Here is a 25,052-nt window from a genome sequence, read left to right on the forward strand (position 1 = left end):
ATGCATCTGCGGGATCGTACTCGCGGGCGAGTTTGCCATTCTGAATAGGTAAAAAATGGCCAAAGAATTCCACCGTGCTGACCGGGTAGCCGACGCCATGCGTCGCGAACTGGCCCGCCTGATCCAGCACGAAGTGCGCGACCCGCGCGTTGGCATGGTCAATGTCAACGATGTGGAAGTGAGCCGCGATCTCGCCACCGCCAAGGTGTTTGTCACCCTGGTAGGGGAAGATGATCGCAGCAAGATCGATATTTCGATGACGGCGCTGAACAAGGCCGCGGGTTTCCTGCGTACCCAGCTCGCCAAAGAGATCCAGATGCGCTCCATTCCCCGACTGCATTTCCGCTACGACGAAACCTCCGTGCGCGGCCAGCACCTCTCGGCGCTGATCGACAAGGCGGTCCAGTCTGATCAGCACAAGTCCGAAGAGGGCGCTGATCACGATGGCGAATCCGACAACAAACCGGGCGAACAGAACGACTGATGGGCCGCAGACCAAAATGGGGCCGGCAGGTGGATGGCGTGCTGTTGCTGAACAAGCCCGCCGGCATCTCTGCCAATGACGCCCTGCAAAGAGCCAAGCGACTGTTTTTTGCCAACCGCGCCGGCCATACCGGTGCGCTGGACCCGCTGGCAACCGGCGTGTTGCCGATCTGCTTCGGTGAGGCCACCAAGTTCTCCCAGTATTTGCTGGATGCGGACAAGCGCTATCGCAGCACCTTCTGTTTGGGTATGACCACCGAAACCGGGGATGCTGATGGCGATGTGGTTGCCACCAGTGATGCCTCCGGGATCACCGAGCAGCAGGTGTGCGACGCCATGGCGGCGTTTCGTGGCACCATTAGCCAGATTCCCTCCATGTATTCCGCGCTCAAGCACAATGGCCAGCCGTTGTACAAGCTGGCGCGCCAGGGGATCGAAGTGGAGCGGGAGCCGCGGGAAGTCGAGATTTACTCCTACGAGCTGCTGGGCTTCACGCCAGCGGCAGACTCGCCGGACAAGCTGCCGCGGGCGGAGGTCGAGGTGCACTGCTCCAAGGGCACCTATGTACGCAGCCTCGCCGAGGACCTGGGCAAGGCCCTGGGCGTGGGTGCCTTTGTGGAGAAGCTGCATCGCAGCGCCGCCGGGCCCTACCACGAAGACGATTCGGTCACCCTGGATGCGCTGACCGAGGAGCGGGGCGAAGACCGCGCCGAGGTGCTGGATCACCATCTGCTACCGGCGGATTCCCCAGCCTCTGGCCTGCCCAAAATGATCCTCGCCGATGACACGGGTTACTATCTGCGTCAGGGGCAGCCGGTAATGGATCTGCAGGTCTATCGTTTGGGCGATGAAGGTGATATGGTGCGCCTCTTCCTGGAAAGTGGTGAATTTCTCGGCGTTGGAGAGATTACTGATGACGGACGGGTTGCACCCCGTCGGTTGGTAAAATAACCCGCAAGAACCTGGCGACAGGGAAAGCGGGTTATCAAATGACTAGCTGGTCTGTAAACATGCACGGGCCAGCCGAATCTTTAAAGCATGTTACGAACGAGGTAATTCGTTATGGCACTGTCTGCAAACGAAAAAGCAGCCATCCTGAAAGAGCACGGCCAGTCTGAAGGTGATACCGGTTCCCCGGAAGTTCAGGTAGCGCTGCTGACTGCCAACATCAACAAGCTTCAGGGTCACTTTGCTTCCCACAAGCAAGACCACCACTCCCGTCGTGGTCTGATCCGCATGGTAAACCAGCGTCGTAAGCTGCTGGACTACCTGAAGCGCAAGGATCTGAACCGTTACGCTCAGCTGATCGCCAAGCTCGGCCTGCGTCGCTAAGACCCTGCAATGCCCGCCTATGGCGGGCATTGTTCTATATAGAATTCAGGTTTCTGACATAATGATTGCGTAATAGCTGTCGTCAGGAACTATGGGCGAAAGCCCAAAACGATTTCCGCTGTCGGGTAGCCGTCAGCGGATTTTGGCGTTTGTGAGGTCCGCTTTGTGGGCGCGCAGCGCAGGATGAGCAAGCTTTGCTCATCACTTGTAGGCAAAGCGTTGCTGGAATGGGCCAGCACGCAAAGGAAACAGGAAAGAGTCTAGTGAATCCAGTAACCAAAACCTTTCAGTACGGAAAAGACCAGGTCACCATCGAGACCGGCCGTATCGCACGCCAGGCAACCGGCGCTGCGCTGGTCACCATGGGTGAAACCGTCGTGCTGTGTACCGTCGTCGGTGCCAAGGAAGCCAAGCCAGACCAGAGCTTCTTCCCGCTGTCCGTACACTATGTGGAAAAGGCCTACGCGGCCGGCAAAATTCCCGGTGGCTTCTTCAAGCGTGAAGGCCGCCCGTCAGAGAAAGAAACCCTGACCTCCCGCCTGATCGACCGCCCGATCCGCCCGCTGTTCCCGAATGGTTTCATGAACGAAGTACAGGTGATGATCACCGTACTGTCCGCGGAAAAAGACGTGGATCCGGATATCGCCGGCATGATCGGCACCTCGGCAGCCCTGTCTGTGTCTGGTATTCCCTTCGCCGGCCCGATCGGTGCGGCGCGTGTGGGTTACACCGAGAAAGACGGCTACCTGCTGAACCCCCGTTACAGCGAGCTGAAAGAATCTGAGCTGGACATGGTCGTAGCCGGTACCAAAGACGCCGTTCTGATGGTGGAATCCGAAGCGAAAGAGCTGCCGGAAGACATCATGCTGGGCGCAGTGCTGTTTGCCCACCAGGAAATGCAGGCGGTTGTGAAAGTCTGTGAAGAACTGAAAGCCGAAGCGGGCAAGCCCACCTGGGACTGGCAGCCGGAGCCGGTGAATGAAGAACTGAAATCTGCACTGGAAGCCCAGTTCGGCGAGAAAGTGGCAGAAGCCTACAAGATCACCGACAAGCAGCAGCGTACCACCCGTCTGGGCGAGCTGCGCAACGAAGCGGCGGCAGCCCTGGCGAGCGAAGAGCTGGACGAAGGCACCGTAAAAAGCTACTTCGGCAAGCTCGAGAAGAAAATCGTGCGTGGCGCCGTGGTTCGTGGCGAGCCTCGTATCGATGGTCGCGATACCAAGACCGTGCGTCCTATCTCCGTGGAAGTTGGCGTGCTGCCGAAAGGCCACGGTTCTGCGCTGTTCACCCGTGGTGAAACCCAGGCGCTGGTGGTCTCCACCCTCGGTGCTACCCGCGATGCGCAGATCATCGACGCGCTGGAAGGCGAGCGTAAAGACTACTTCATGCTGCACTACAACTTCCCTCCCTACTCCGTAGGTGAAGCGGGTCGTGTCGGCGCTACCGGCCGTCGCGAAATCGGTCACGGCCGCCTGGCGCGCCGCGGTATCGCTGCAGTACTGCCGAACCCCGATGAATTCCCCTACACCCTGCGTGTGGTTTCCGAAATCACCGAATCCAACGGCTCCAGCTCCATGGCGTCCGTGTGTGGTTCCAGCCTGGCGCTGATGGATGCGGGTGTACCGCTGAAAGCACCGGTTGCCGGTATCGCCATGGGCCTGGTGAAAGAAGACGAAGGCTTCGCGGTTCTGACCGACATCCTGGGTGACGAAGACCACCTGGGCGACATGGACTTCAAGGTAGCGGGTACCGCGTCTGGTGTGACTGCGCTGCAGATGGACATCAAGATCGAAGGTATCACCGAAGAGATCATGGAGACTGCTCTTGAGCAGGCCCTGCATGCCCGTCTGCACATCCTGGCGGAAATGAACAAGGTGATCGGCGAATCCCGCTCCGTAGTGAACGAGAACGCGCCGCGCTACGCCACCCTGAAGATCCACCCGGACAAGATCCGCGACGTGATCGGTAAAGGCGGTGCGACCATCCGCTCCATCACCGAAGAAACCGGTGCATCCATCGACATCGAAGACGATGGCAGCATCAAGGTATTTGGTGAAGACGGCGTGAGCCTGGAAGCGGCGGTAACCCGCATCGAGGAAATCACTGCGGAAGCCGAGATCGGCGCCATCTATGAAGGTAAGGTTGTGCGCATCGTCGACTTCGGCGCATTCGTAAACTTCCTGCCGGGTAAAGATGGTCTGGTACACATCTCCCAGATCGCCGAAGAGCGCGTCAACGCGGTGACCGACTACCTGAGCGAAGGCCAGATGGTGAAGGTCAAGGTTCTGGACGTAGATCAGCGTGGCCGCATCAAGCTGTCCATCAAGGAAGCCAACGCAGACGCAGCAGCGGAAGCGGATGAGGCAACTGGCGAGGAGTAATTACCTTGCTGGAGCTCTTTAGCGTACGCAACGGAGCACATTTCTAGATGCCAAGGGCAGGTGCTGGGAGCGGCTTTTCGGGATCGTCGCAAACAGGATGTTTGCGCCGAAGCGCCCAGGGATGGGTTTACAGCGGTCCTGAAAAGCCGCTCCCGGTGCCTGGCCGCCACTGAAGCTGATCGGTGGTGCCAATCTGGAAACTCAAGAGCGGTGGCTAGATGCCACCGTTTTTTTTGCCTGAAATTTGCGGGGGGGCATTGTGGAAGTACTTCTGATTTACCTCTTGGTCGGAATCGGGGCAGGCACCATTGCCGGCCTGTTCGGCGTTGGTGGTGGCCTGATCATCGTGCCGGCACTGGTACTGGTATTTGCCGCCCAGGGCATACCGCCTGACATTCTCACCCATATGGCCGTGGGCACCTCCCTTGCCACCATCATCATTACCTCCGTCAGCTCCATCCGTACCCATCATGGCAAGCGCGCCGTGGACTGGAAAATCGTCGCCGCCATGGCGCCGGGTATCCTGCTCGGTTCCTGGATTGGCGGTGTTACCGCAGACTGGCTCAGCGGTGCCTGGCTGCAGCTGCTGATCGGAATTTTTGCCGTGGGTATCGCGCTGAAAATGTGGCTGGATGGCATGCGCAAATCGCAACTGCCGACGGATGGTGAAAAGGTGCCGGGCAAAGTAGGGCTGTCTATCGCCGGGGGCTTTATTGGCTGGGTCTCGGCGATCTTCGGGATTGGTGGGGGCTCACTCACCGTGCCGTTCCTGTCGCGCTGTCATGTGGTGATGCAACGGGCGGTGGCGACCTCCGCCGCCTGTGGCCTGCCCATAGCCGTTGCCGGCGCACTCAGCTTTGCGGTGCAGGGATGGAACAACCCCCTGCTGCCGGCGTGGAGCAGTGGCTATATCTACTGGCCGGCGTTCCTCGGTATCGTATTAGCCAGCACCTGGTTTGCGCGCTTCGGCGCGCTCTTGGCCCACCGGCTTTCCCCACAGTTGTTGAAGAATTGCTTCGCCGGACTGCTGTTTTTGATTGGCGCGCGCTTTATCTGGCTGAATTACACAGTGCTCGTCAGCTAGAGCCCTTCGCTCCGCGTAGGGTGGATAAGCGAAGCACATCCACCATGCGTCCACCATGAAAGAACCTCGGTTCGGTAGGTGCGCTGCGCTTACCTACCCTACAGGCGCAAAATAAAAAAAAGGCCGCTGCGGGAAACCGCAGCGGCCTTTTTAGTATCGAGCAGGTTACGGGTTGACGGTTTTGGCCGTTGCCTCTGCCGGCTCAACCGCCTCGATGTGATCCAAACCCTGGCCTTCCCAGGACTTGGACTTCAGGCTGATCAGTGCGATTACCGCACCGATACCAATACTGAAGATGGCGATCTGCAGGTACAGGTTCGGGAGGGTGGAGATGTTGTCCGGATCAAAATTACCCGCCAGCAGACCGGCAATAACATTGCCGATGGAGTAGGTGAGTACAAACACACCCATCATCTGGCCGGCAAAGCGACGCGGAGACAGCTTGCTTACCGCGCTCAGGGCCACCGGGCTCAGGCACAGTTCACCCACGGTGTGCAGGAAGTAAGTGGTCACCAGCCACATCGGTGCAACTTCGAGGCCCTGTGCCGCCTGCTGGGCGGCGAAGAACATCACGATAAAGCCGGTGGCCATGATGATCAGGCCGATCGCGCATTTCATGCTGTAGGAGGGCGTGATCATGCGCTTGCCCAGGTTGATCCACAGGGCAGCGAAGAAGGGCGACAGGATGATGATGAACATCGGGTTCAAATTCTGGAACCAGGAGGCCGGAATCTCAAAGGAGCCCATTGTGCGATCGGTAAAATCGCGGACAAACAGGTTCAGGGAGGAGCCCGCCTGCTCGAAGCCAGACCAGAAGCACGCGGAGGCGACACACACAAGGAACAGTGCCCACATGCGTTTCTTTTCGGCCTGGCTCAGCTTGCCGCCGAAGTAGATATAGGCGTAGTAGATGAAAAAGATTGCGGTAAAGAAGATAGCGACCTTGGTAGCCACTGCGACCGGGTCGAAGGTAATCACGCCGCTCATGGTGAGAGCCGTAATCACTACTACGGCGCCGACAACCGCCCAGATAACTCCCCAGGCTTTCTTTTCACCGGCCGGTGTCATGGGGTGCTCAGGCTTGAGGCTGGCGTCGCCCAGGTTGCCGATGGTCTTGCGGTACTGAATCAGGCCAATAGCCATACCGATTGCAGCGGCACCGAAGCCCCAGTGCCAGCCCACCTTCTCACCGAAGTAGCCACAGATCATGTAGCCGAGCACGGAACCGATGTTGATACCCATGTAGTACAGGGCGTAACCACTGTCGCGGCGCACGTCGTTGTCCGCGTACAGGTGGCCAACCAGTGCACTAATGTTGGGCTTGAGCAGGCCGGTGCCGGTGGCCACCAGGATCAGACCAATGAAGAAGGTGTGGTCGCTGGGGATGGCGAGCACGATATGGCCGCACATAATGATGATGCCGCCGTACCAGACGGTGCGCTGGCCGCCCAGTAGGCGGTCGGCAATCCAGCCACCCGGGAGTCCCAGGAAGTACACCGCACCGGTGTACAGGCCGTAGATAGCGGTAGCGGCAGCAACGGTGAAGGCGAGGCCTTCCTGCTGCAGGCTGGCGGTCATGAACAGGACCAGCAGGGCGCGCATACCGTAGTAACTCATCCGCTCCCACATCTCGGTGAAGAAGAGGGTGGAGAGCCCCTTGGGATGACCAAAGAAGCCATCGCTGTTTTGTTGTGGTTGTGACGACATATCAGCGTTTCCGGTTGTTATAACGTTATAAGTTAACCTTTCCGAGTGTACCAGCGGTCTCGCAAACTGGCGAATGGTTGCAGGTGAAACAGGAAATGCGCCTGTGAAAAGGATTCCTTTGCGACAGGAATTATGGAAAATCAGGGATTCAGAACACGTTATGGGGAGAATAACCATGAAAACCCCGCTTACGACCGGGCTGCCAGAACGCCGGTGGCTGGCCCGCAGCGTGAACGCCTGGAAGAAATCCTGCGCAGTAGCCGCCTTTGTGGTGCTGGCCGGCTGCGCCGGTGCACCACCGCAGACCAGCGCGCCGATCGACTCCGCCTGGCTGCTCTCGGGCCAGGCCTTGCTGGGCGAGCCCCTGAATGCCTCCGAGCTACCAGAGGACGACATTCTGGGGCTGGCACCGGAAATGCGTGCCTACCTCGCCGGCATTGCTCCCGACGCCAGCCCCCAGCAGCGCCTGCAGGCACTGATACGCGGGTTTCAGAATCAGGAATTCACCGTCCACTACCAGGCCGATAAAACTTTGACTGCCAGTGAAACCTATCGCCAGCGGGAAGGTAATTGCATGGCCTTCACGGTGATGATGGTGGCCATGGCGCGTGAGCTGGGCGCGGATGCCTATTTCAATCAGGTGGAGGTTCCACCGGTCTGGGGGCACGAGGAATCCCAGACCTTTGTGGTCTACCGCCATATCAACATGGTCAGCGAAAGCCATCGAGGCCGCCGGGTGGTGGATTTCAATCTGGAGGCCTACGACCCGATTTACGATCAGCGCAAGCTGTCCGACATCGAAGCCTTTGCCCAGTTTTATAGCAACCGCGGCCTTGAGCTGATGCAGCAGGAAAAAATGCCACAAGCGTTCCGCTACCTGCGCAAGGCACTGGATTTAAAGCCGGGCAACGCCGATTTATGGGCCAACCTCGGGGCCTTCTACAGCCGTAACCAGCAGTTCACTGCGGCGGAGCAAAGTTACCTGCAGGCGCTGCAATTAAAATCCAGCCACACCATTGCCATGAGCAATCTCGAGCGCCTGTATCGCAGTCGGCAACAGTTCGAGCTCGCGGACTTTTATGCAAAAAAAGCTCGCTTCCACCGCGAACGCAACCCCTACTACCTCTATTATCAGGCGCGCAATGCCTACGATCACGGCGACTATAAAAGTGCGAAAAATCAGCTAAAAAGGGCGCTCTGGCAATACGAAGACGATCATCGCTTTCACTTTTTGATGGGACTGGCCAGCTATCGTTTGGGCGAAATGGATGACTCCCGAGAGCACTTTTTCCAGGCCTTTCACCTTGCGGATAATCCTTCTGCGCAGAGTGTTTATATCCGGAAGCTGGAGCTGATGGGGTTAGGTAACGGAGGTAACAGTGCGGGGCAGAGCACCCGTCAGGGCATTGGTGCCGGCGCCGGTGTTCGGGTAGTGGAGCCGGACGAGTTCTATCGCGGTAGCTATTAACCGGCCAGGATTTTTGAGTTTGATACTTATTCGGAATGAAAAAGGGGATGCCAATGGCATCCCCTTTTCGTTTGACGGAACGTCAGTTCGACATCGCCGGCAACTTAGAACTGGTAAGAAGCACCAGCCCAGAAGTAGCGGCCTTTGAAGTCGTAGGAGCTGTTCCAGTCGTTGTAGCCAGAGGTGTCTTCCGGCTCAACATTGCCCACGTTGTCGATACCGGTGGAGAGACGCAGAGAGTCGCTCAGGTCCCAGCCGGCTTTCAGGTTCACGTAGGTTACTGCACCAACAGGCTTGTACGCGCTCTCGCCTTCGCTCAGGTACTGAGCTTCAAGACCGGCTTCCCAGTCGCTGCCGTACCACATGGCGCTCGCCAGGCCGCGCCACTTCACGTACAGACCGCCGGTGGCATCTTGCTGATTGCCAAAGGTTTAACTGGCGCGGGTTTCCTGGGGTGGGGTGAACTCGCCGGATTCACGCGGCATTCAAAATACCCTGCAAAACCGCGGGTGCTGCCCTGGAATTCGATGGCATCGGTGTCGCCAGACAGTGCTGCGCCGATGTTTACCAGCTCTTACTGGTTATCTTCAGGGTCGTCGTAGTGGAAGTAGTTCATGATTTCCGGGCTAATGCCACTGGTGAAATCAAAGTCCAGACCTGCTTCGCCGCTGAAGATTTCGTTCAGGCGAGCCTTGTTGTAAGAGTTGTAAGTGACGTTGTCAATGGAGTTCTTACCGTAGCTGGCGAAAGTGTACCAGCTCCAGCCGTTGGCCAGATCGCGACGCAGACCAGACGCGATACGGAAGGTATCGGACGACTGTTGGTAGTCACGGGCACCACCGGCAACCGGACGAACACGGTAGTCGAGGAACCCTTCAACCCAGCTGTCACCCGGGTAAGCGGGCAGCTCGTCTTCCGCTACGGCGGCAGCCACGGCTGCGCCGTAGGCGTCTTTGGCTCCCTGCCATGCACCTTGCAGCTGGTCTTTGATTTCCTGCGGCAGGTGCTGTTCTGGATCCAGATCAAAACCCTTACCGGCATGAGCGTTGATATGAACACCCTCGAACAAACTGAGCAACACTGTCTTCACTTTGAGCTCGTTCGGATACTGCCAAGTCTTTCTGGAGTTTTTGTATTTCGATATTAGGCACCTTGTCTGTTTGACTTTGGTGTCCGTTGAAACGGGGGAAGATCACTTCTTGAGGGAGCCAGCTAGTTACCCATTGGGAAAGTTTCAGGCTTTCTCCGCATATCTGAACGAGGTCCTGTCGCTGGCTCAAAATCCCTCGCCCAAATCTGCTTACAGTCGGAAGTCCGAATTTTTATCTCGAAACTCCGAGTACTAACAGCTCAATGCGCCGATAAAATAAGCGGGCGTGATGTGCCTAACGTAATTGTTGTGACAGCGTTCGAGAATTTATTTCCATGATTCAGAAATGCTGGTAGTTTTCCGCGCCAACAATAGATGCTTGGACCGGATTTTATGCTATCGCGGATTTTTCTTATTATTTTGTCTTTTGGCCTCGCTGCTTGTGTTCCCTTAGGCGCGCCGCCAACCGACACAAAGAACTCACTTCAAAGCGCTTCCCCACAAATCGATGCGGGTTATCTGTTGAGTGGTCGGGCCATCTTTGGCCGCGTACTTGACGGGGGAGACTTGCCAGAGCAGGAGCTAATATCCGCAAGTCCTTCGATGATGGCATTTCTGGAGCAATTGTCACCGAATGCGCCCTTGAACATACGCTGGGCAGAGCTGGTTAGCCGGTTTAATCGTGACCAGTTTGTTGTGGAATATGATGCGCAAACGACGTTGAGTGCCGCCGAAACCTTTCAGCTGAAGACGGGGAACTGCCTTGCAGTAACTATGCTCCTGGTCTCGCTGACCCGGGAGCTTGGTATTAAAGCCTATTTCAACCAGGTAGAAACACCACAGCTATGGAAACTTGAAGACGAGCAGACTCTAGTTAATTATCGGCACATCAATATGGTTGCCGAAGTGCCCTATGGCCGCAAAGTTGTTGATTTTGGTCTCGCGGAATACGATCCGACCATGTACCAACAGCGAATCAGTGATCGCGCCGCATTCTCCCAGTATTACAGTAATCGGGCGATGGAGGTTATGCGCGCAGACGGGGATAGAGAGTATGCATTCAAGCTCATGCAGAAAGCTTTGCAGCTAGCGCCAGGGGATAGTGACATTTGGCTGAACTTGGGGGCGCTCTATAAGCGGTTCGGGCTGAACACTGAGGCGGAGCAATCGTACTTGCTTGCGATACAGTTGGACTCCCACAATACAGCAGCGCTTTCTAGCCTAAGTCGGCTGTACGGGGAGAGCGGAAATGACGAGCTGGCAGCAGAGTACAATGTCCGGGCTCATGCCATCCGGAATGAGGCTCCCTCTCTACTTTATTACCGCGCCAAAAAAGATTATGACCGAGGTAATTTTCTCGAAGCTCTGACGTTACTGAATCGTGCGGCGGAAAACAGTCGGGAGGATCATCGGGTTTATTTTTTATTGGGGAAAACGGAATTCAAGTTAGGGAGGCTAGCTGAATCAAAAAGGCACCTGGTCAAAGCTTTTGATTTACTGGATGACCAAAGTTTAATACCGGCATACCAGAGGGAGTTGAACGATTTGCAGAATAGTGTGAGTCTGTAATTTGTTTTGTCTATTAAAGAAAAAGGGGATGCCAAATGACATCCCCTTTTTCGTTGACTGAACGTCTACAACGTCAAGTCCAGCACTTAGAACTGGTAAGAAGCACCAGCCCAGAAGTAGCGGCCTTTGAAGTCGTAGAAGCTGTTCCAGTCACCGTAACCAGAAGTATCTTCCGGTACCTTGTTCGCCAGGTTATCGACACCAGCGGACAGGCGCGTGCCTTCGTTGATGTCCCAGCCTGCGCGCAGGTTCAGGTAAGTCTTGGACTGAACCGGCTTGTACGGGCTGAAACCGTCGTCGAAGTACTGGGCTTCAACGCCAGCGTCCCAGTCGTTGCCGTACCAGGTCGCGCTGGCCAGGCCGCGCCATTTCACGTACAGGCCGCCGGTGGTGCCCACGTATTCCAGGTAGTCAGAGTCTTCACCGGTTTGCTTGTTGAACTCTGAGTACTCCAACAGGCGGGAAGCCTGAGCACGCAGACCCAGACGGCCAGCGTCGAAGTGCAGGTTCTGAACGATGTCCACGTCAACACCACGGGTGTCCACCTGACCGATGTTCATCTTCGCACCTTCCAGTTTCACGATCTGGTCACCAGCGCCGCGGGTCACGAATACGCAAGCGCTTTCGATGCCGTTACGGAAACAGTCATCCAGGATACGCTGCAGGTCCGGAGAGGTGATCGCGTCTTCGATGCTGATATCGTAGTAGTCCAAAGTAATAGACAGGTCGTCTACGAAGCTCGGGGTCCACACAACACCGGCAGTGAAGGTTTTGGCTTCTTCCGGGGTCAGGTTTTCGTTGCCACCGATGTTGGTCGGAACCTGGTTCCCTGCCTGGGTGAATCCAGCGTTGACCATGTCACAGTAAGCACCCTGGCCTTCTTTGTTGGACGCGCTGGTGTCACACGGGTCGATCAGGAACTCGTAGCTCTGAGCGGAGCCGCTGAACAGCTCGTAGATGCCCGGTGCACGGAAAGAGGTGGAGTAGCTGGTACGGAAGCGCACGTCTTCAACCGGTGCGTAAACCAGGCCAACCTTACCAGTGCTCTGGCCACCGAAGGTGCTGAAGTCAGAGTAGCGCACGGCAACGTCTGCGGTCAGCTCTTCAGCGAAACGCGCACCCTGCAGGATCGGCAGGTTGAATTCCGCAAATACCTCGGTTACGTCGTACTCACCGCCGGTCGCGTCTTGCTGGTTACCGAAGGTCTCGCCGCTCTGGGTTTCCGGAGACGGATTGAATTCACCGGACTCTTCACGGTATTCAACACCAGCCGCAAAGCCCAGGGTACCGCCCTGGAATGCGATGGAATCGATGTCGCCGGACAGGGACGCGCCAACGTTTACCAGCTCGTAAGAGTTGTTCTCACGATCGTCATAGCGGAAGTAGTCCATGATTTCGGGGCTCATGCCGCCCGCGAAGTTGAAGTCCAGACCCGCTTCACCGCTGAAAATTTCATCCAGCTTGGTTTTGTTGTAGGAGTTCAGGGTTACGTTGTCGCCTTCGTTTTTGCCGTAGCTTACGAAAGTGTCCCAGCTCCAACCGTTGGAGAAGTCACCGTTCAGGCCGGTCGCAATACGGTAGGTGTCAGTGGTCTGTTCGTAAGAGCGGGTGCCGCCGGATACCGGACGGATGCGGAAGTCGGAGAAACCGTCAACCCAGTCGGTGCCGTGAGAGGCAACTGGTGCAGTCGGCTCCAGGCCTTCTGGGCTACCCTGGGCTTCCCACTCTGCTTTTGCCGCGTTGTAGGCAGCCATTTCGATTTGGTAAGCGTCGTCAGCTTTCTGCCAAGCGTCTTCCAGCTGAGACTTGATCGCGTCGGGCAGGTGTTTTTCCGGATCCAGGGCAAAACCGTTACCGGCATACATCGGCTGGGCAGCCAGCTGCTGGTTGGTGGTCTTGGTGGTGTAGCTCGCTTCACCCCACAGCTCAACGCTGTCGGTGATGGAGAATTTACCGGAAGCGGTTGCGGAAGTACGCTCCATCGCGCCGGACAGCCACATGTGCTGGCCGATGTCGTAACCGGCGTATTTGCCCAGGGTTACGCCGTCTTCGCCGATGCTAAAGCTGCCGTAGTTGGTGAAGATGTTGCCATTCGGACCCATAGAGCTGGTCAGACCGGCCCAATCGCGATCGTTGTAAGTAATTTCGTCGCGCTGGCTGTGGCTGATGTTGGCGATAAAGCTACCGCGCTCACCTTCGTTACCGAAAGTGAAGGAGATGTCGCCGTTCTCACCGCCGCCATCTTTGGTGGCACCGGCACGGGCATTGATACGAACGCCGTCGAAAGAATCTTTCATGACAACGTTGATCACACCGGCAACGGCGTCGGAGCCGTATACGGCAGAAGCGCCGTCAGTCAGTACTTCAATACGGTCGATCATTTCGACCGGGATGTTGTTCATGTCTACCGCGGAGCTAACGCCGGAAGCGGAAGAAACGAAACGACGGCCGTTTACCAGTACCAGGGTACGGGCAGAGCCGAGGTTGCGCAGATCAACGAAAGCCAGGCCTTGGCCGCCGTTGTTGTCGTTTGCGTTGATGCCGGTGGTACCCATGGACGGCAGCTGGTTCAGCAGCTCGTCGATGGTGCCCACGCCGGAGCGGCTGATCGCTTCGGAGTCAACGATAGTGATGGGGCCGGTGGTGGAGAGCGGATCACGCGCAATACGGGAACCGGTAACAATCACTTCTTCAACGGTCGGGCCAGGCACGGCTTCCTGAGCGGAAACAGCGGTGGTGGCCAGGGTGCTGAATGCTGCAATAGCAATGCTCAACTTGGTCTTGATCATAAATGCATCCTTATGTACTTAGAGGCACTTTTATTGGTTAGTTGTAATTCGAGTGCGGGCTGACTTTAAAGTATGACGATGATTTGTGGAACTAAACTGACATTATATTATCTAGCCGATATTGATTATTTTGTTCATTCTGTATGCATGAAGATCAAATATTGAGCGTGAAGAAGTATTAATATCCGCTTTTAAAGTAAACAAATGTTACATATTAATAAATTAATCTTTTTATTAGGATAACTGTAACTTTTACTCAAAAAACCATTGAGGTTGTTTTTTGAGCTGAGCTTTCGCTGTGTACGAAAATCCAGCGACCTGAAGGCTGGATAGACTTTTATAGCCCTATGTTTTGCTGGTGGGTGTTTCGTTAGCGAAAAATACTGCCAAGCCTACTGCTAGCAGTGCGGGAAAAAATTGGACAAGGGTACAAGAATGTGAGAGGGCGGATGAGGCGCCGGTGCGTCCGGTCGCCTCATGGCAGGGGCTGTTTAATTGAGGCTTTGCTTGATGCCGTCGAGGAAAAGCTGGACGGCCAGCATCACCAGCACCATACCCATCAAACGCTCCACAGCAATCAATCCGCGGTTGCCCAGCAGTCGCGCCAGTGGCGAAGAAGCGAGCAGTATCACTGCGGAAACACCCCAGGCTCCCAGTAACGCCAGTGTCCAGTCCCAGAGCTGTTCCCCTTCACTGTTTGTCATCAGCATCAGGATCGCCATCGTCGAGGGCCCAGCTACCAGAGGGACAGCGAGGGGCACAAAGAAGGGTTCTCCTTCAAGGCGCTCTCCCATAATCCCCCCTTCAATCGGGAACACCATACGAATTGCGATCAAAAACAGGATGATTGCCCCGGCAATGCGGATGGCTTCCTGTGAAAGGCCCAGCCAGGCCAGCACGAATCGCCCTCCATACAGGAACACCAGCAACACGATCAGAGCGAAGATGAGCTCGCGCATGATGACGTAGAGTTGACGCTTCGGCGGAACATTTTTCAGGGCCGCGAGGAACACCGGGATATTGCCCAGGGGATCCATGACGAAGAGGAGGGTTAAAAAAGCTGTTAGAAGATCCATTGAGCGCCCAAAATTCTAAGTTCCTACACGATGTAAACCGGGTAGGTGTTGATAGTCGGTATTGGGGCAAGAGTAGCAGTTAGTAGCTAGGACAAACAGTCGTTGATCTTCTTGTGCGGGAGTGCGTTTCGGCACTCCCGGAGAGGCTACTGTCTAAGGGAGGGCTATTGGTTAGCGAGTATAAGTTTGAGTTCCTGAGCTGCACGGTTATACATATAGAAGCGCTGATCACGATCATCGACGTTGACCTTGACGGTCCAGCTTTCCTTTTGTGAGTCTGAACTGAGGATTTCGAAGTCATAGCCTGAAAATTCAGCAAGAAGCTCCTTGAACACCTCTTTCTCCTTGCTATCTCCGGCCAAGAACACATAGGCAGCGGGTGTGCCCTCCAATACTAATGCAAAAGGCGCTCCGCCAGCCAAGGGGGTTATCGCTTTTTTGATGGTGCGATCCTTTGCGGTATATAGCCAAGTTTCCTCTTGGTTGTTTAAGGTAAGTGCTACCAGTGTGTCAGGCGCGCTTTGACTCATTGTTCGCTTCAGGGCAAAAAGCTTTTCTGAGGTAGCCGAGAGCGGGAGAAAAGAGGTCGTCGGTTCTTTAGAAAGGGAGATCCAGTTATTTTCGCTGCGCACGTGGCCTTGCATCTCACCATCGCTACTTAGACCGGTCACAAATTTTAAATCCCCCTGTGGTGTTGTTAGCAGTTCAGAGGCGAGGCTGGGCGATTCAATAGTAAAATTGCTAGTTCGACCGGTATAGATGTTGAGCGTTGTGATGATCTTCGCGCGTTTATCCCAAATGCCTTCGCTACCCCAGGGTTCGTAGGCGATGAGAATAGACTCTTCCTCTTCCGGAAGGACGTTGACTACCTCGACATTCGCACGCATGTATTTTCTGCGCTTTATGTGGCTGCCGGTCTGACGTTCCCCCGCATTGATACCGAAAAGTAGTGTCGACCTCGAGCCATCTGCATTTACGCCGAAAAGCTCTGTGTAGGTCTGCGGTCGCGTGGTTTGCCCTCCGCTACGCTCAATTTGTAACACGAGTCTTTCTGGTGTTACCCAGTAATGGCCAAGTACGCGAATTTCGGCTGGGAAAGATTCCATGTGGATTGGCTTGAAATTCGATTGTTCAAGAATGACAAGATTGTCACGCCCTTCAGATTGGGATATCACCGACATCTTGGCGCCGTCTGGTGAGATCGTCAGATCCCGATAACTTACGCTGGCTTGCACAGCACTGGAGAGGCTGGCGAAGAATGCGGTGAAAAGAGCCAGTAGAAGGGCGAACCGTTTGAAAAGTCTATTTGTCACGATGTTGTAACCTATCAGCGATCAAGAATGTGAGCATTATTGCTTGGGGTAATACTTCTTAGACGCCTCCAGGTAGCAGATCGGATGCAAACGAAAAATCAGTACTGGAGTGTCTCTAACTCGCGCATGATGCGCTGATCGGCGTCCTTTTCTCCAGACAGCTGATCGAAACACTCCTTCGCTTCGGCGATTTCCGTGCGATGCTCTCCGAATATAGAGTGATAGCGCTCTGAGCGGAGAGCAGGGTTGTAGGTTTTTTGTGTATCTTTGGAGTCGCGCTGATAGATCGATGAGCGTCGGATGGCGTTTATATTTTCTTTCGGAATTCCGAGAGAAAGGAAGTTTTCCATTTTCATTAAAGTGGGCTCTGGTCGCGAGAAGAGCTCCTCCGAATAGATCGGTAGTAGCTTGTCGCTAAACTCCTCAATAAGATCAAGTAGCTGTTGGTGCTGAATATGCCACAGGGCTACCACAGCCTTGATTTGCTCCACTTTCCTAAAGTTGGTTGATGTCATCCAAGTTTGTTTAAATTCCTGCCAAACACTGTCGCAAGAGTGGGAATGGTCGCCTTGGTTTCTTGCGGCTTATTAATATTGGTGCAAATAAATGTGTCAAGATCGGTGTAAATATAAATGCCCTTGGCATCATCGTCTTGGCAAAAGAAGTCTTCAATGAGGTTGTTTGATAGATTGGACGGCTTGATAACGGGGGGGGCACTACCAAGGTAACTTTTCGCGACGAGTGCTGTGACTCTCCCAATAAATGGCTGCCAATCAGATTTTTATAGTTTTTGCTAAATATCAGCTGCCGCTTGATGTCGGCAACTTGCCTTAATATTCACGGCTCACGAATGCTCAAGCTTACGCCAGGGCTGTGAAGCGCTCGAGATGCGAAAGTGGAGCCTGGAAATGACGGGTGGAAAATATATTTTGCCGTTTTCCTGCGATAGGAGTTTGAGTCAAGGACTCTGTCGAGAGTGCCTCTGGGAACTTCGAAGCACTCATTGAGGCTGTCTTTAATGCGCATATCCTAAAAGCTGAATTTTTGTAGGAATCGGCTGTGACATGTGCGAAAACATAAAGGCCTTTTTCAATATCTATTTTCTGTAGCAAATAGTTTGGAGAAAAAAGAAAGTTGTCAATAGTTGCGGTTGTCATATTTTTCCGAGATAAATCTGAGTGAAAGTTCCGTTGCGGTGTTCAGCTCTCTTGGTTCGCCGAACGCTGGGGCCTGCAGTATTTTCCTTCTGCCACATTTGGTTGCAATCCACCAATTTTCTGGCGAGCCCGTATTTGGCCAGCCGGAATGGCCGAATATGCTCCATGCCATATCCTAAAAATAGCGATAATTTTCGGGAATTTGTATTTTATAGATTAATGCAGATGCCTGATTAATCCTCGTCTCACCAGTTTCTTCTTGGCTAGGGGCTGTTCAGGTTCATATCTATTTCTTCGATGGTCAGCGCGTTAAATACTGGCTCGGCAGTTGGCACTTTTCCGAGAAAGTAGTTTACTGGTGGGGATGGTAGTCTAGCTCCTCGTCTACCCTAAGGGCGGGATCTCTCACAGGGACACGGATGGAATACTTTGCAGTTCTTGTTGCTGGAGAAGCGTGTGGATAATTTACTTAAATCGATTCATTTCGGACGACTTTTGTTCCATGAATGAGCCACGCACAATTCTTGCCACCTTTACTGAAAGGCAATTTTTCGAACTTATTTACAATAATTCCTTTGCTTTTAGCGGTTGATTTGATTTTATCGGCTACGTGGTCGTCAATCGCGGCTGTACACATTGACTTCATGCGCTGTGAATATGCCTGCATCTCAACTTCCATCAGCTTCAGCCACTTAAAGACTTCCTCTGGGGCAAAGTTTTGTGCATTTCGGGAAATTCGCGCTACGTCATTAAAAATTTTATCCAAGGTGCCGCCGGCGACGTTCCGACCATATTTTTTTATAAGCTCTGCGGTAGCCTTTATGGCAGGCTTTGCTTTTTCAAGCGCTACATCTATTTCTGCCTGGGTCGATTCGCGCTTCATTTTGGTTTCGAGCAGATGAATCGAGCGAGAAATAAAGAGAGTTTCTCTGAATTGCTCTAGCGCAGCATAGTTTGCTTCGCACTCTTTATGGATGCCTCCGCCATCAAGATGCGCTATTACCATAAATGTACCATTAGGCTCCAGTACTCTATAAGCCTCGGAAAATGCCTCTTCGCCAGCGTACTCAATTCCAAACTGGCTGGTAATCAGGTTGAAAGAGCAATCTTCGAAAGGCAGTCGAGATGCATCGCAGACGCGCGTAGTCACCGAGGGAAGTTTATCTGCTATTGCTCTGAGGGCTGACTCTGAGATGTCGACACAGGTGATTTCGTGCGGGCGGCTGAAAAATGCGGTTGTTGCCATACGGGCAACAATGCCGTAACCCGACGCAATATCCAGCATCCTCACTGTAGGGTATGCGAGTTCATTAAAGCATTGCTTCCACTCGCGAGTAAGAATATGGCTATCGGTCTCACCCTCCTTGTATGTTGAGCATTGACGCGTACCTTTCCAGTAGGTTTCCCAAGGGTTAGCGGAAGGCGTGGTGTCGGGCGATACACTGCTATCTGTCTGGATAGGTTTTTTCATAATCTTACAGCAGTTGGATTTCAAGATTAAAGTCATAAAAAAACCCACACCGAGGTGTGGGTTTCCATCCGAAAGGATGTTACTACCTCTTATATTACAGGAATTAGAATTCCTGAGATACGCGCAGGTAGTAGGAGCGACCAAAGAGGCGGTAAGTCGACGGATCGGTACTTGCGTTGAAGCCGAAGTCGATGTACGGAGGCGCTTCGTTGGTCAGGTTGGTTACACCCAGAGACAGACGAGTGTTCGTCGGGAAGGTGTAAGCAGCGGCCAGGTCGTGGTACAGCTGGGCATCAACCTTCTGAGTGTAATTGATGAAGCTAGCTGGAGCCTCGATTTCACCAATGTACTCACCCAGGTAGGAAACGCTCAGGTCGTTCCAGTACCAGTTCACGGAGTAGTTTGCCTTGTCTTCGGCATAAACACTGCCGTTACCAGACATGGTACCAACCTGGTCTTCAGCTTCATCGCCAGCGAAGGCGGTGCGGCTGTTTTCCAGCTGGCGAACCCACAGCAGGGTAGTTTCAAAGCGACCAAAGTCGGTGTCAAAGCCGTAACGGGCCTCAAGGTCGACACCTTTGGCGCTCAGTGCAGCGACGTTCACGTTCTGGTCGACAACTTGTGCAACACTGTAATCGCCACGGCGAGTGACCAGCTGGCAAGCGTCTGAATTACCGGCTACATAGCAGTCATTGAGGATGTACTGTGCGCCCAGAGTGGAGATCAGCTCGTCCATCTCGGTTTGCCAGTAGTCCAGAGTGACAGAGAGGTCGCCCAGAGGCAGCTCTGGGGTGACGACGAAGCCAGCAGTGAAGGTTTCGCCAGTCTCGGCACCCAAATCGGGGTTGCCGCCTACTTTTGCCAGTACCTGTGTATCCAGCTGGGGTGCTGCAGAAGCACATCCGCCGGCGATGTTGCCATCTGAGTCAGGAGTACATGGGTCAGTATACTGAGGGAAAGAATCAACCTGTCCAGCATACAGTTCGCCAATGCTTGGGGCGCGGAACACTTCGCCCTGAGTTGCGCGGAACTTTACGCCTTCGATGATCTGAGCTTCGATACCAAGCTGATACACGGTGTCTGATCCGAAGGTGCTGTAGTCATCCCAGCGAACCCCAAGGCTCATATCAAACGATTGGGAGCCATTGTCGTACAGCGGAGCAAAAAACTCTGCAAACAATGAGTTCACATTGTAGCCACCCTCAGTGCCAGCACCGGTGTTGCCAGTCACTTCTCCGGCAACCTTGGCAGAATCTGGGCGATATACCAAGTGCTCACGACGGTACTCGTAGCCGAATGCGGCGCCCAATGTGCCAGCTGGCAGCTGAGCCAAGTCACCGGAGATAGATGCGTTGAACTGATCTTGTTCGATTGTGGTTGTATCCACCACAGTTGTGCCAACGTAATCCAGCATTTCTTGGGTGAGAGAGCCTTCACCGCCAAAGAGGTCTACCGGCACACACCCAGGGATCAAGGTATTTGCGTCGCTCAGGTCAGAGTAACACTCAGGAGTGCCGTCGCCATCCAGATCCGCAGAGGGGCCGAGCGCTTTAGACAGGTTGGGGCCGTAGAACTGACCGAAATCGGCGTCCGCACGCTCGCGGAAGCCTTTATTGTAAGAAGCCTCCCAGTCCCAATCTTTAATGGAGCCCTCAAGGCCGGCGATTGCCTGGAACTGGGTAATATCCTGTTCGAAGCGGCGGTCTAGCTCGGTGACACGTCTACGCGCATCGATAATCGGCAAGCCCAGTTCGTTGTAATAGTTGTCAGGAGAGATCCCGCTGTAGAAGTTTACCACTTCACGGCCAGCACTCTGATCCGCAGTGTAAACCCACTCTGGGGAGAGTTCAGTGCCAACATTTACTTCACGGAGAACTTCACCGGTAGTCGGGTCAATAGGGTTGTAGTAACTGTTGTAACCCGGGTCGGTGGGGGAGTTGTATGGCTGAGGGGCCAGCTCCTGAGCCGATGAACGCAGGTTGGCGCGGAATTCAGAGAAGAATTTGACATTATCAGTCAGGTCGAAATTGGCCTCACTGAAAAGGTTGATGCGCTCGTAAGGGGTCTGGATGTAGTTTACCGGTGCATAGTTATAGGTGCGGCCGTCATGAGCCACGAGGCCGTTGCCCGGGTTCATGTAAACTCGGTTAGCCAGAGACGGTGTGCCAGTATTGGTAGTGGTTGGGCGTCCATCGGCGTCCAGGAACAGCAGGTTGCCGTCCGCATTCTGACGCTGAAAGAGCTCATTGGTGGTCAGACGACCCTCTGGAATCCGGGAAGATCCAACAGGGAAGCCGCTTGTGGCACCCTGGCTCTCAAAGGCCTCCGGGTCAACAATGTAGTAAGAGTCCTGGAAGAAATCCCAAGGTGTGTCAGATTGATAGATTTCTTCTTGCTTGACGTACTCAGCTCCGAATGTCACGTTACCGCCGTCAAAAGACTTGCCGGTAATGAAGCTGATGGACTCTTGTGCGCCGGCATCGGCTTCAAAAGAGTCTGAAGTTTGCATCTCAAATTTAATGCCTTCAAAGTCTTTTTTGGTGATGATGTTTACAACACCAGCAACCGCGTCGGCGCCGTAAGCAGCGGAAGCGCCGTCTTTCAGGATTTCAACGCGATCGATCATTACCGCCGGGATGGTCTGGTAGTCGCCACCGTCAACTGTACGCTTGCCGTTTACCAGAGTCAGGGTGCGGATGGCGCCCAGGCCGCGCAGGTCTACCTGAACGGAACCGTTACCGCCATTGTTGGTGGTGGTGCCGATCGGGGAGCCGGACATGGCCGGCAGACGCTGCAGCAGGTCACCAACGTCGGTGATACCGGTCGCTTGCATTTCTTCTGAGGTCAGAACGGTAACTGGGCTGGAGCTTTCCAGGTCAGCACGCTTAATGCGTGAACCGGTAACCACAACTTCTTCTACCATCTGCGCATCTTCTTGCGCGAATGCTGGCAGGGCGGGAACCATAATCGTAGCGGCTACGGCTACGGACAGGAGGTTCTTTCTCATTGTAAATCCTCTCTTGATCGTTGGATTTATAGTGTGTTGCCAAGGATTGGCGTGTGCGGAAACGACTACCCCCAAGCGGTCATTTCCTTCCCAACGTGTATTTAACGTATGGGGAAAAGGTTCCCTCAAAAAAAAATACAAATATTTGGCAGTCATCGAATGACAGCTTGGGCAGTTATGCCTGCGGGGGTTGGCGGACATTAGTCTGCATCAGTTGCATTTGCCGGTAGAGCTGGTGATGCAGGAGGGGCGGGGGGTATTGGGGGAAGGAAAGGGTGGGTATAAAAAAGCCCCGCCGGGAGGGGCGGGGCTGTGTGGAGGTATGGTGGGGCTTAGAACCGCAATGTCACGCTGCCGTAGAAGAAGCGGCCGACGGTGTCGTAGCTTCTCATCAGGGTGTTCATGTCATCGTTGTTGGTGACGTATGGCGGTTGCTGGTTCCAGACGTTACGGATACCGCCGGTCAGGGTCACGTTCTCCCAGCGGAAGTAGTTGAAGTTCACGTCCTGGTACCAGGTCGCGTCGATGTGGGTGGCGAGGTCGCCGGGCGACGGATCAAAGTCGTCCACTTCACCGAGCATGCGCACGGTGGTGAAGGCGCTCCAGCAGTCGTACTCGTAGCCCACGGTGCCGTAGAACTTCCACTCGGGGAAGGCGACGATGGCGGTAGTTACCGGGTCGGCACCGAAGTAACCTGCCAGGTCAACGGTGGGGTCCTCTGAGCTGCCGCGGTACTTCCACTCGTGGAGGTAAGTGGCGGAAAGGTTGACGCTGACTATGCCGCCACCGGCGTCCACACTGTAGTCGAATCCGAGGTCGACACCGGAGGTTTCAAAGGTCGCGACGTTCTGGCTGTTCAGCAGCTGGCCCGCGATGGTCAGGTCCGAGGCACGACGTGTGGGTGCGCCCTGGGATGGGCTAGTGCCCACTGCCGGTGCACCGGTGATCAGGTTACACAGCGGCGAGCTGAAGTTGGGGCTCTCGTAACAGCCCTGCACGATGGTATTCGTGGTTAGGGTGCCGATGGCATCGTCGATACTGATATTGAAGTAATCGACGGTGAAGCCCATATCGTCAGTAAAGCTCGGCGTCCATACCGCACCCAGTGTCCAGCTTTCCGATTTCTCTGCTTCCAGGTCCGGGTTGCCGCCAAACAGGCCGGTGGCCTGGGTGGAAGCAATGGTGGTGCCGGGAGCAATACCGTCGGCGGCACAGTTCGCCTGCACGTTGGCGTTATCTGCCGAACCATATTCGTTACACGGGTCCGAATAGCTCTCTGCCGACACGGTTGGTGGCAGGAAGAGGTCATCCAGCCCCGGTGCACGGAAACCCTCGGAGTATGTGCCACGGAAGCGCAGCTCATCCAACGGTGCGTATTCGAGTACTACTCCGAAGGTGGTGTCGTCACCAATGGTGCTGTAGTCCGAATAGCGGAAAGAAGCTTCGAACGCGAGTACTTCCGCCCATGGACGGCTATCCAGAATGGGGATGCGGACCTCGCCGTAGAATTCATCCACGCTGTAGTTGCCGCCCCAAGCGTCGCCACTGACAAAGTAGATTTGCCCAATTTGCGCGGCCCCGTCCGGGACAATTTCTGCGCGCTCTGATCTGTGCTCGTAGCCAACCGCCCAAGCGGGCGCCTCGCTCGCCAGACTCCAGTCGCCGAAATCGCCCACCAGGTTGGCTTGTACGCTGCGCAGGCTGGAGCGCTCGACCGGGGAGTTGGTCACCAGTGCATAGTTTTGCATGGCGGGGGTCAGCGACCCTTCCACGAAGGGGTTCCATGCGGGGACGTTACCGGAATCGGCAAGCGCTGCCGCACATTCCGGGTCTGCCGCACAAGCTGCCGGGTCGAGCAGATTCTGGAAGCGCACGGTATTGCCGCGGCCGCGGTCGATCTGAGAGTCGACCCAGCGCGCGTAATTGTACGAGAGGTCCCAAGTCCACTCGTTACAGAATTCGCCCTCAAGGCCGATCACACCACGCCAGGTGTTCAGGTCCTGGGAGAACGCCCGTCCGCCGGTTTCTTCCAGGCGGCGGCCAATGTTGACTGGTTCGCCAATGGGATTGTAAGGGTTGCTAACGGGTACTTCTGGGCCCCAGAAGGTGCCCTCGGCCGCAAGCAGCTGGTCTGAGCGGCGGTTTACGAACGAGAGTTCACTGAAGGCGTTGATGGTGGTGACATCTTTCCAGTCGTACAGCTCGTAGGTACCGTAGCCGTACATTGACGCCACTTCTTGCGGCGTAATCAGGTAGCTGACTGCGGCGAAGTTGTAGGCGTCGGTGGCCGCATTGAAGTCACGAACGACTCCCGTTACCGGGTCAACAATAAGCTGGTCGGAATTTGCGGTTGGGGAGAAACGGGCCGGGGTCGTGGTGGCACTGCCGCCGCACACGACGTTGCCGCCAATCTCCCGCAGGGGGCACTCGGAGAACCGGCGATCGGACTGGAAGATATCCTCCCGCTTGGTGTACTGCGCGTTGATCATCACGTGGCCGCGATCATTCGACGCGCCGAGTGTCATGGCGGCCAGGTACTCGTCACCGTCACCGTGGGTGGAAGCCCCGTAGTCGAAGGTCAGCTCAGCGCCCTCGAACCCTTTTTTGGTGATGATGTTAATCACACCGGCGATGGCGTCGGAACCGTAAATGGTCGAGGCACCGTCCCGCAGGATTTCTACCCGCTCAATGATGGAGGTCGGGATGGTGTTCAGGTCGACCACCCCGGTGGCACCGGCTGAAGAGCTCAGGCGACGGCCATTCATTAAAATCAGTGTCCGGGATGAGCCCAGGCCGCGCAGTGATACGGTTGAGAGACCGGCGCTACCGTTGTTCACCGAGGAGCCGAGCTGGCCACCGGTCATTGATGGAATGTTCTGCAGGAAGTCTTCCAGCGTTGTCTGGCCCGATTGTTCCAGTGCTGCAGCATCGAACACGCTGATAGGGGTGGCGCTATTCGCATCGGTCGCACGTTGAATGCGAGAACCGGTTACAACAATTTCCTCAACCTGCGCCTGTGCATCCTGAGCAATAGAAACGGTAGAAAAGCTGGATGTTACGGCGGCAGCTGCGATCGCGCCCTTGATTGCCCGAGAAAGACGGGTTTTGTCCATGGTATACCTCTC

At 55.0% G+C, this 25,052-nt stretch carries 17 protein-coding genes; 7 read left to right on the plus strand and 10 right to left on the minus strand.

Annotated features, from left to right (window positions below):
* Positions 1–55 precede the first annotated feature (55 nt).
* The 5 genes from rbfA (at position 56) to JF535_RS07120 (ending at position 5,280) form a co-directional block, all read left to right on the plus strand.
* Positions 56–484, plus strand: a complete 429-nt coding sequence (gene rbfA / locus JF535_RS07100) for a 30S ribosome-binding factor RbfA (RefSeq protein ID WP_207000702.1) — start codon at positions 56–58, stop codon at positions 482–484.
* Entirely contained in the window at positions 484–1,434 is a 951-nt protein-coding gene (gene truB / locus JF535_RS07105; protein WP_207000704.1) for a tRNA pseudouridine(55) synthase TruB, read from the plus strand. Before rbfA ends, truB begins: the two co-directional genes overlap by 1 nt.
* Positions 1,435–1,545: 111 nt before the next feature.
* Positions 1,546–1,815, plus strand: coding sequence for a 30S ribosomal protein S15 (gene rpsO, locus JF535_RS07110; RefSeq protein ID WP_066966910.1), 270 nt, complete (start codon positions 1,546–1,548; stop codon positions 1,813–1,815).
* Between the two features lie 263 nt (positions 1,816–2,078).
* Positions 2,079–4,196 (plus strand): polyribonucleotide nucleotidyltransferase, encoded by a 2,118-nt coding sequence (gene pnp / locus JF535_RS07115; protein WP_066966907.1) that lies wholly within the window; start codon positions 2,079–2,081, stop codon positions 4,194–4,196.
* A gap of 259 nt (positions 4,197–4,455) precedes the next feature.
* The gene (locus JF535_RS07120) at positions 4,456–5,280 is read left to right on the plus strand and encodes a TSUP family transporter (RefSeq protein WP_207000706.1); all 825 of its coding nucleotides are present in this window, start codon (positions 4,456–4,458) and stop codon (positions 5,278–5,280) included.
* A gap of 165 nt (positions 5,281–5,445) precedes the next feature.
* Here JF535_RS07120 and JF535_RS07125 read toward each other — a convergent pair whose 3' ends face one another.
* Entirely contained in the window at positions 5,446–6,987 is a 1,542-nt protein-coding gene (locus JF535_RS07125) for a peptide MFS transporter (RefSeq protein WP_066966898.1), read from the minus strand.
* Between the two features lie 175 nt (positions 6,988–7,162).
* On the opposite strand from JF535_RS07125, the gene JF535_RS07130 reads away from it, so the two are divergent.
* Entirely contained in the window at positions 7,163–8,455 is a 1,293-nt protein-coding gene (locus tag JF535_RS07130) for a tetratricopeptide repeat protein (RefSeq protein WP_207000708.1), read from the plus strand.
* Between the two features lie 104 nt (positions 8,456–8,559).
* Here JF535_RS07130 and JF535_RS07135 read toward each other — a convergent pair whose 3' ends face one another.
* Both JF535_RS07135 and JF535_RS07140 read right to left on the minus strand, forming a co-directional pair.
* On the minus strand, positions 8,560–8,847 hold the full coding sequence (locus JF535_RS07135) for a TonB-dependent receptor (RefSeq protein ID WP_207000710.1): 288 nt from the start codon (positions 8,845–8,847) through the stop codon (positions 8,560–8,562).
* Between the two features lie 182 nt (positions 8,848–9,029).
* Positions 9,030–9,545 carry a hypothetical protein gene (locus JF535_RS07140; RefSeq protein WP_207000713.1) on the minus strand — a complete coding sequence of 172 codons (516 nt, stop codon included), beginning with the start codon at positions 9,543–9,545 and terminating at the stop codon, positions 9,030–9,032.
* A gap of 375 nt (positions 9,546–9,920) precedes the next feature.
* Here JF535_RS07140 and JF535_RS07145 point away from each other — a divergent pair, with 375 nt between their 5' ends.
* Complete coding sequence (locus tag JF535_RS07145) at positions 9,921–11,114, plus strand: tetratricopeptide repeat protein (RefSeq protein ID WP_207000715.1); 1,194 nt, start codon at positions 9,921–9,923, stop codon at positions 11,112–11,114.
* Positions 11,115–11,200: 86 nt separating this feature from the next.
* On the opposite strand, the gene JF535_RS07150 is transcribed toward JF535_RS07145, so the two are convergent.
* The 7 genes from JF535_RS07150 to JF535_RS07180 form a co-directional block, all read right to left on the minus strand.
* Positions 11,201–13,903 (minus strand): TonB-dependent receptor plug domain-containing protein, encoded by a 2,703-nt coding sequence (locus JF535_RS07150; RefSeq protein ID WP_207000716.1) that lies wholly within the window; start codon positions 13,901–13,903, stop codon positions 11,201–11,203.
* A gap of 491 nt (positions 13,904–14,394) precedes the next feature.
* A complete protein-coding gene (locus tag JF535_RS07155; protein ID WP_207000718.1) occupies positions 14,395–14,979 on the minus strand; it encodes a MarC family protein in 585 nt (194 codons plus the stop codon).
* Between the two features lie 164 nt (positions 14,980–15,143).
* Positions 15,144–16,292 (minus strand): hypothetical protein, encoded by a 1,149-nt coding sequence (locus tag JF535_RS07160; RefSeq protein ID WP_207000720.1) that lies wholly within the window; start codon positions 16,290–16,292, stop codon positions 15,144–15,146.
* 98 nt (positions 16,293–16,390) lie between these two features.
* The gene (locus JF535_RS07165) at positions 16,391–16,807 is read right to left on the minus strand and encodes a hypothetical protein (RefSeq protein ID WP_207000722.1); all 417 of its coding nucleotides are present in this window, start codon (positions 16,805–16,807) and stop codon (positions 16,391–16,393) included.
* A 1,111-nt stretch (positions 16,808–17,918) separates the two neighbouring features.
* The gene (locus tag JF535_RS07170) at positions 17,919–18,956 is read right to left on the minus strand and encodes a class I SAM-dependent methyltransferase (protein WP_207000723.1); all 1,038 of its coding nucleotides are present in this window, start codon (positions 18,954–18,956) and stop codon (positions 17,919–17,921) included.
* Positions 18,957–19,023: 67 nt separating this feature from the next.
* Positions 19,024–21,927 (minus strand): TonB-dependent receptor domain-containing protein, encoded by a 2,904-nt coding sequence (locus JF535_RS07175; protein WP_207000725.1) that lies wholly within the window; start codon positions 21,925–21,927, stop codon positions 19,024–19,026.
* Between the two features lie 332 nt (positions 21,928–22,259).
* Positions 22,260–25,040: a TonB-dependent receptor plug domain-containing protein gene (locus JF535_RS07180; protein WP_207000727.1), complete on the minus strand. Its 2,781-nt coding sequence runs from the start codon at positions 25,038–25,040 to the stop codon at positions 22,260–22,262.
* Positions 25,041–25,052: the final 12 nt, after the last annotated feature.

It is taken from the genome of Microbulbifer salipaludis (assembly GCF_017303155.1).
Lineage (GTDB): Bacteria > Pseudomonadota > Gammaproteobacteria > Pseudomonadales > Cellvibrionaceae > Microbulbifer > Microbulbifer salipaludis.

Coding starts and splice junctions, on each gene's coding strand:
- rbfA (WP_207000702.1), top strand. CDS start 56: ATGGCCAAAGAATTCCACCGTGCTGACCGGGTAGCCGACGCCATGCGT.
- truB (WP_207000704.1), top strand. CDS start 484: ATGGGCCGCAGACCAAAATGGGGCCGGCAGGTGGATGGCGTGCTGTTG.
- rpsO (WP_066966910.1), top strand. CDS start 1,546: ATGGCACTGTCTGCAAACGAAAAAGCAGCCATCCTGAAAGAGCACGGC.
- JF535_RS07125 (WP_066966898.1), bottom strand. CDS start 6,987: ATGTCGTCACAACCACAACAAAACAGCGATGGCTTCTTTGGTCATCCC.
- JF535_RS07130 (WP_207000708.1), top strand. CDS start 7,163: ATGAAAACCCCGCTTACGACCGGGCTGCCAGAACGCCGGTGGCTGGCC.
- JF535_RS07145 (WP_207000715.1), top strand. CDS start 9,921: ATGCTTGGACCGGATTTTATGCTATCGCGGATTTTTCTTATTATTTTG.
- JF535_RS07150 (WP_207000716.1), bottom strand. CDS start 13,903: ATGATCAAGACCAAGTTGAGCATTGCTATTGCAGCATTCAGCACCCTG.
- JF535_RS07155 (WP_207000718.1), bottom strand. CDS start 14,979: ATGGATCTTCTAACAGCTTTTTTAACCCTCCTCTTCGTCATGGATCCC.
- JF535_RS07165 (WP_207000722.1), bottom strand. CDS start 16,807: ATGACATCAACCAACTTTAGGAAAGTGGAGCAAATCAAGGCTGTGGTA.
- JF535_RS07170 (WP_207000723.1), bottom strand. CDS start 18,956: ATGACTTTAATCTTGAAATCCAACTGCTGTAAGATTATGAAAAAACCT.
- JF535_RS07175 (WP_207000725.1), bottom strand. CDS start 21,927: ATGAGAAAGAACCTCCTGTCCGTAGCCGTAGCCGCTACGATTATGGTT.
- JF535_RS07180 (WP_207000727.1), bottom strand. CDS start 25,040: ATGGACAAAACCCGTCTTTCTCGGGCAATCAAGGGCGCGATCGCAGCT.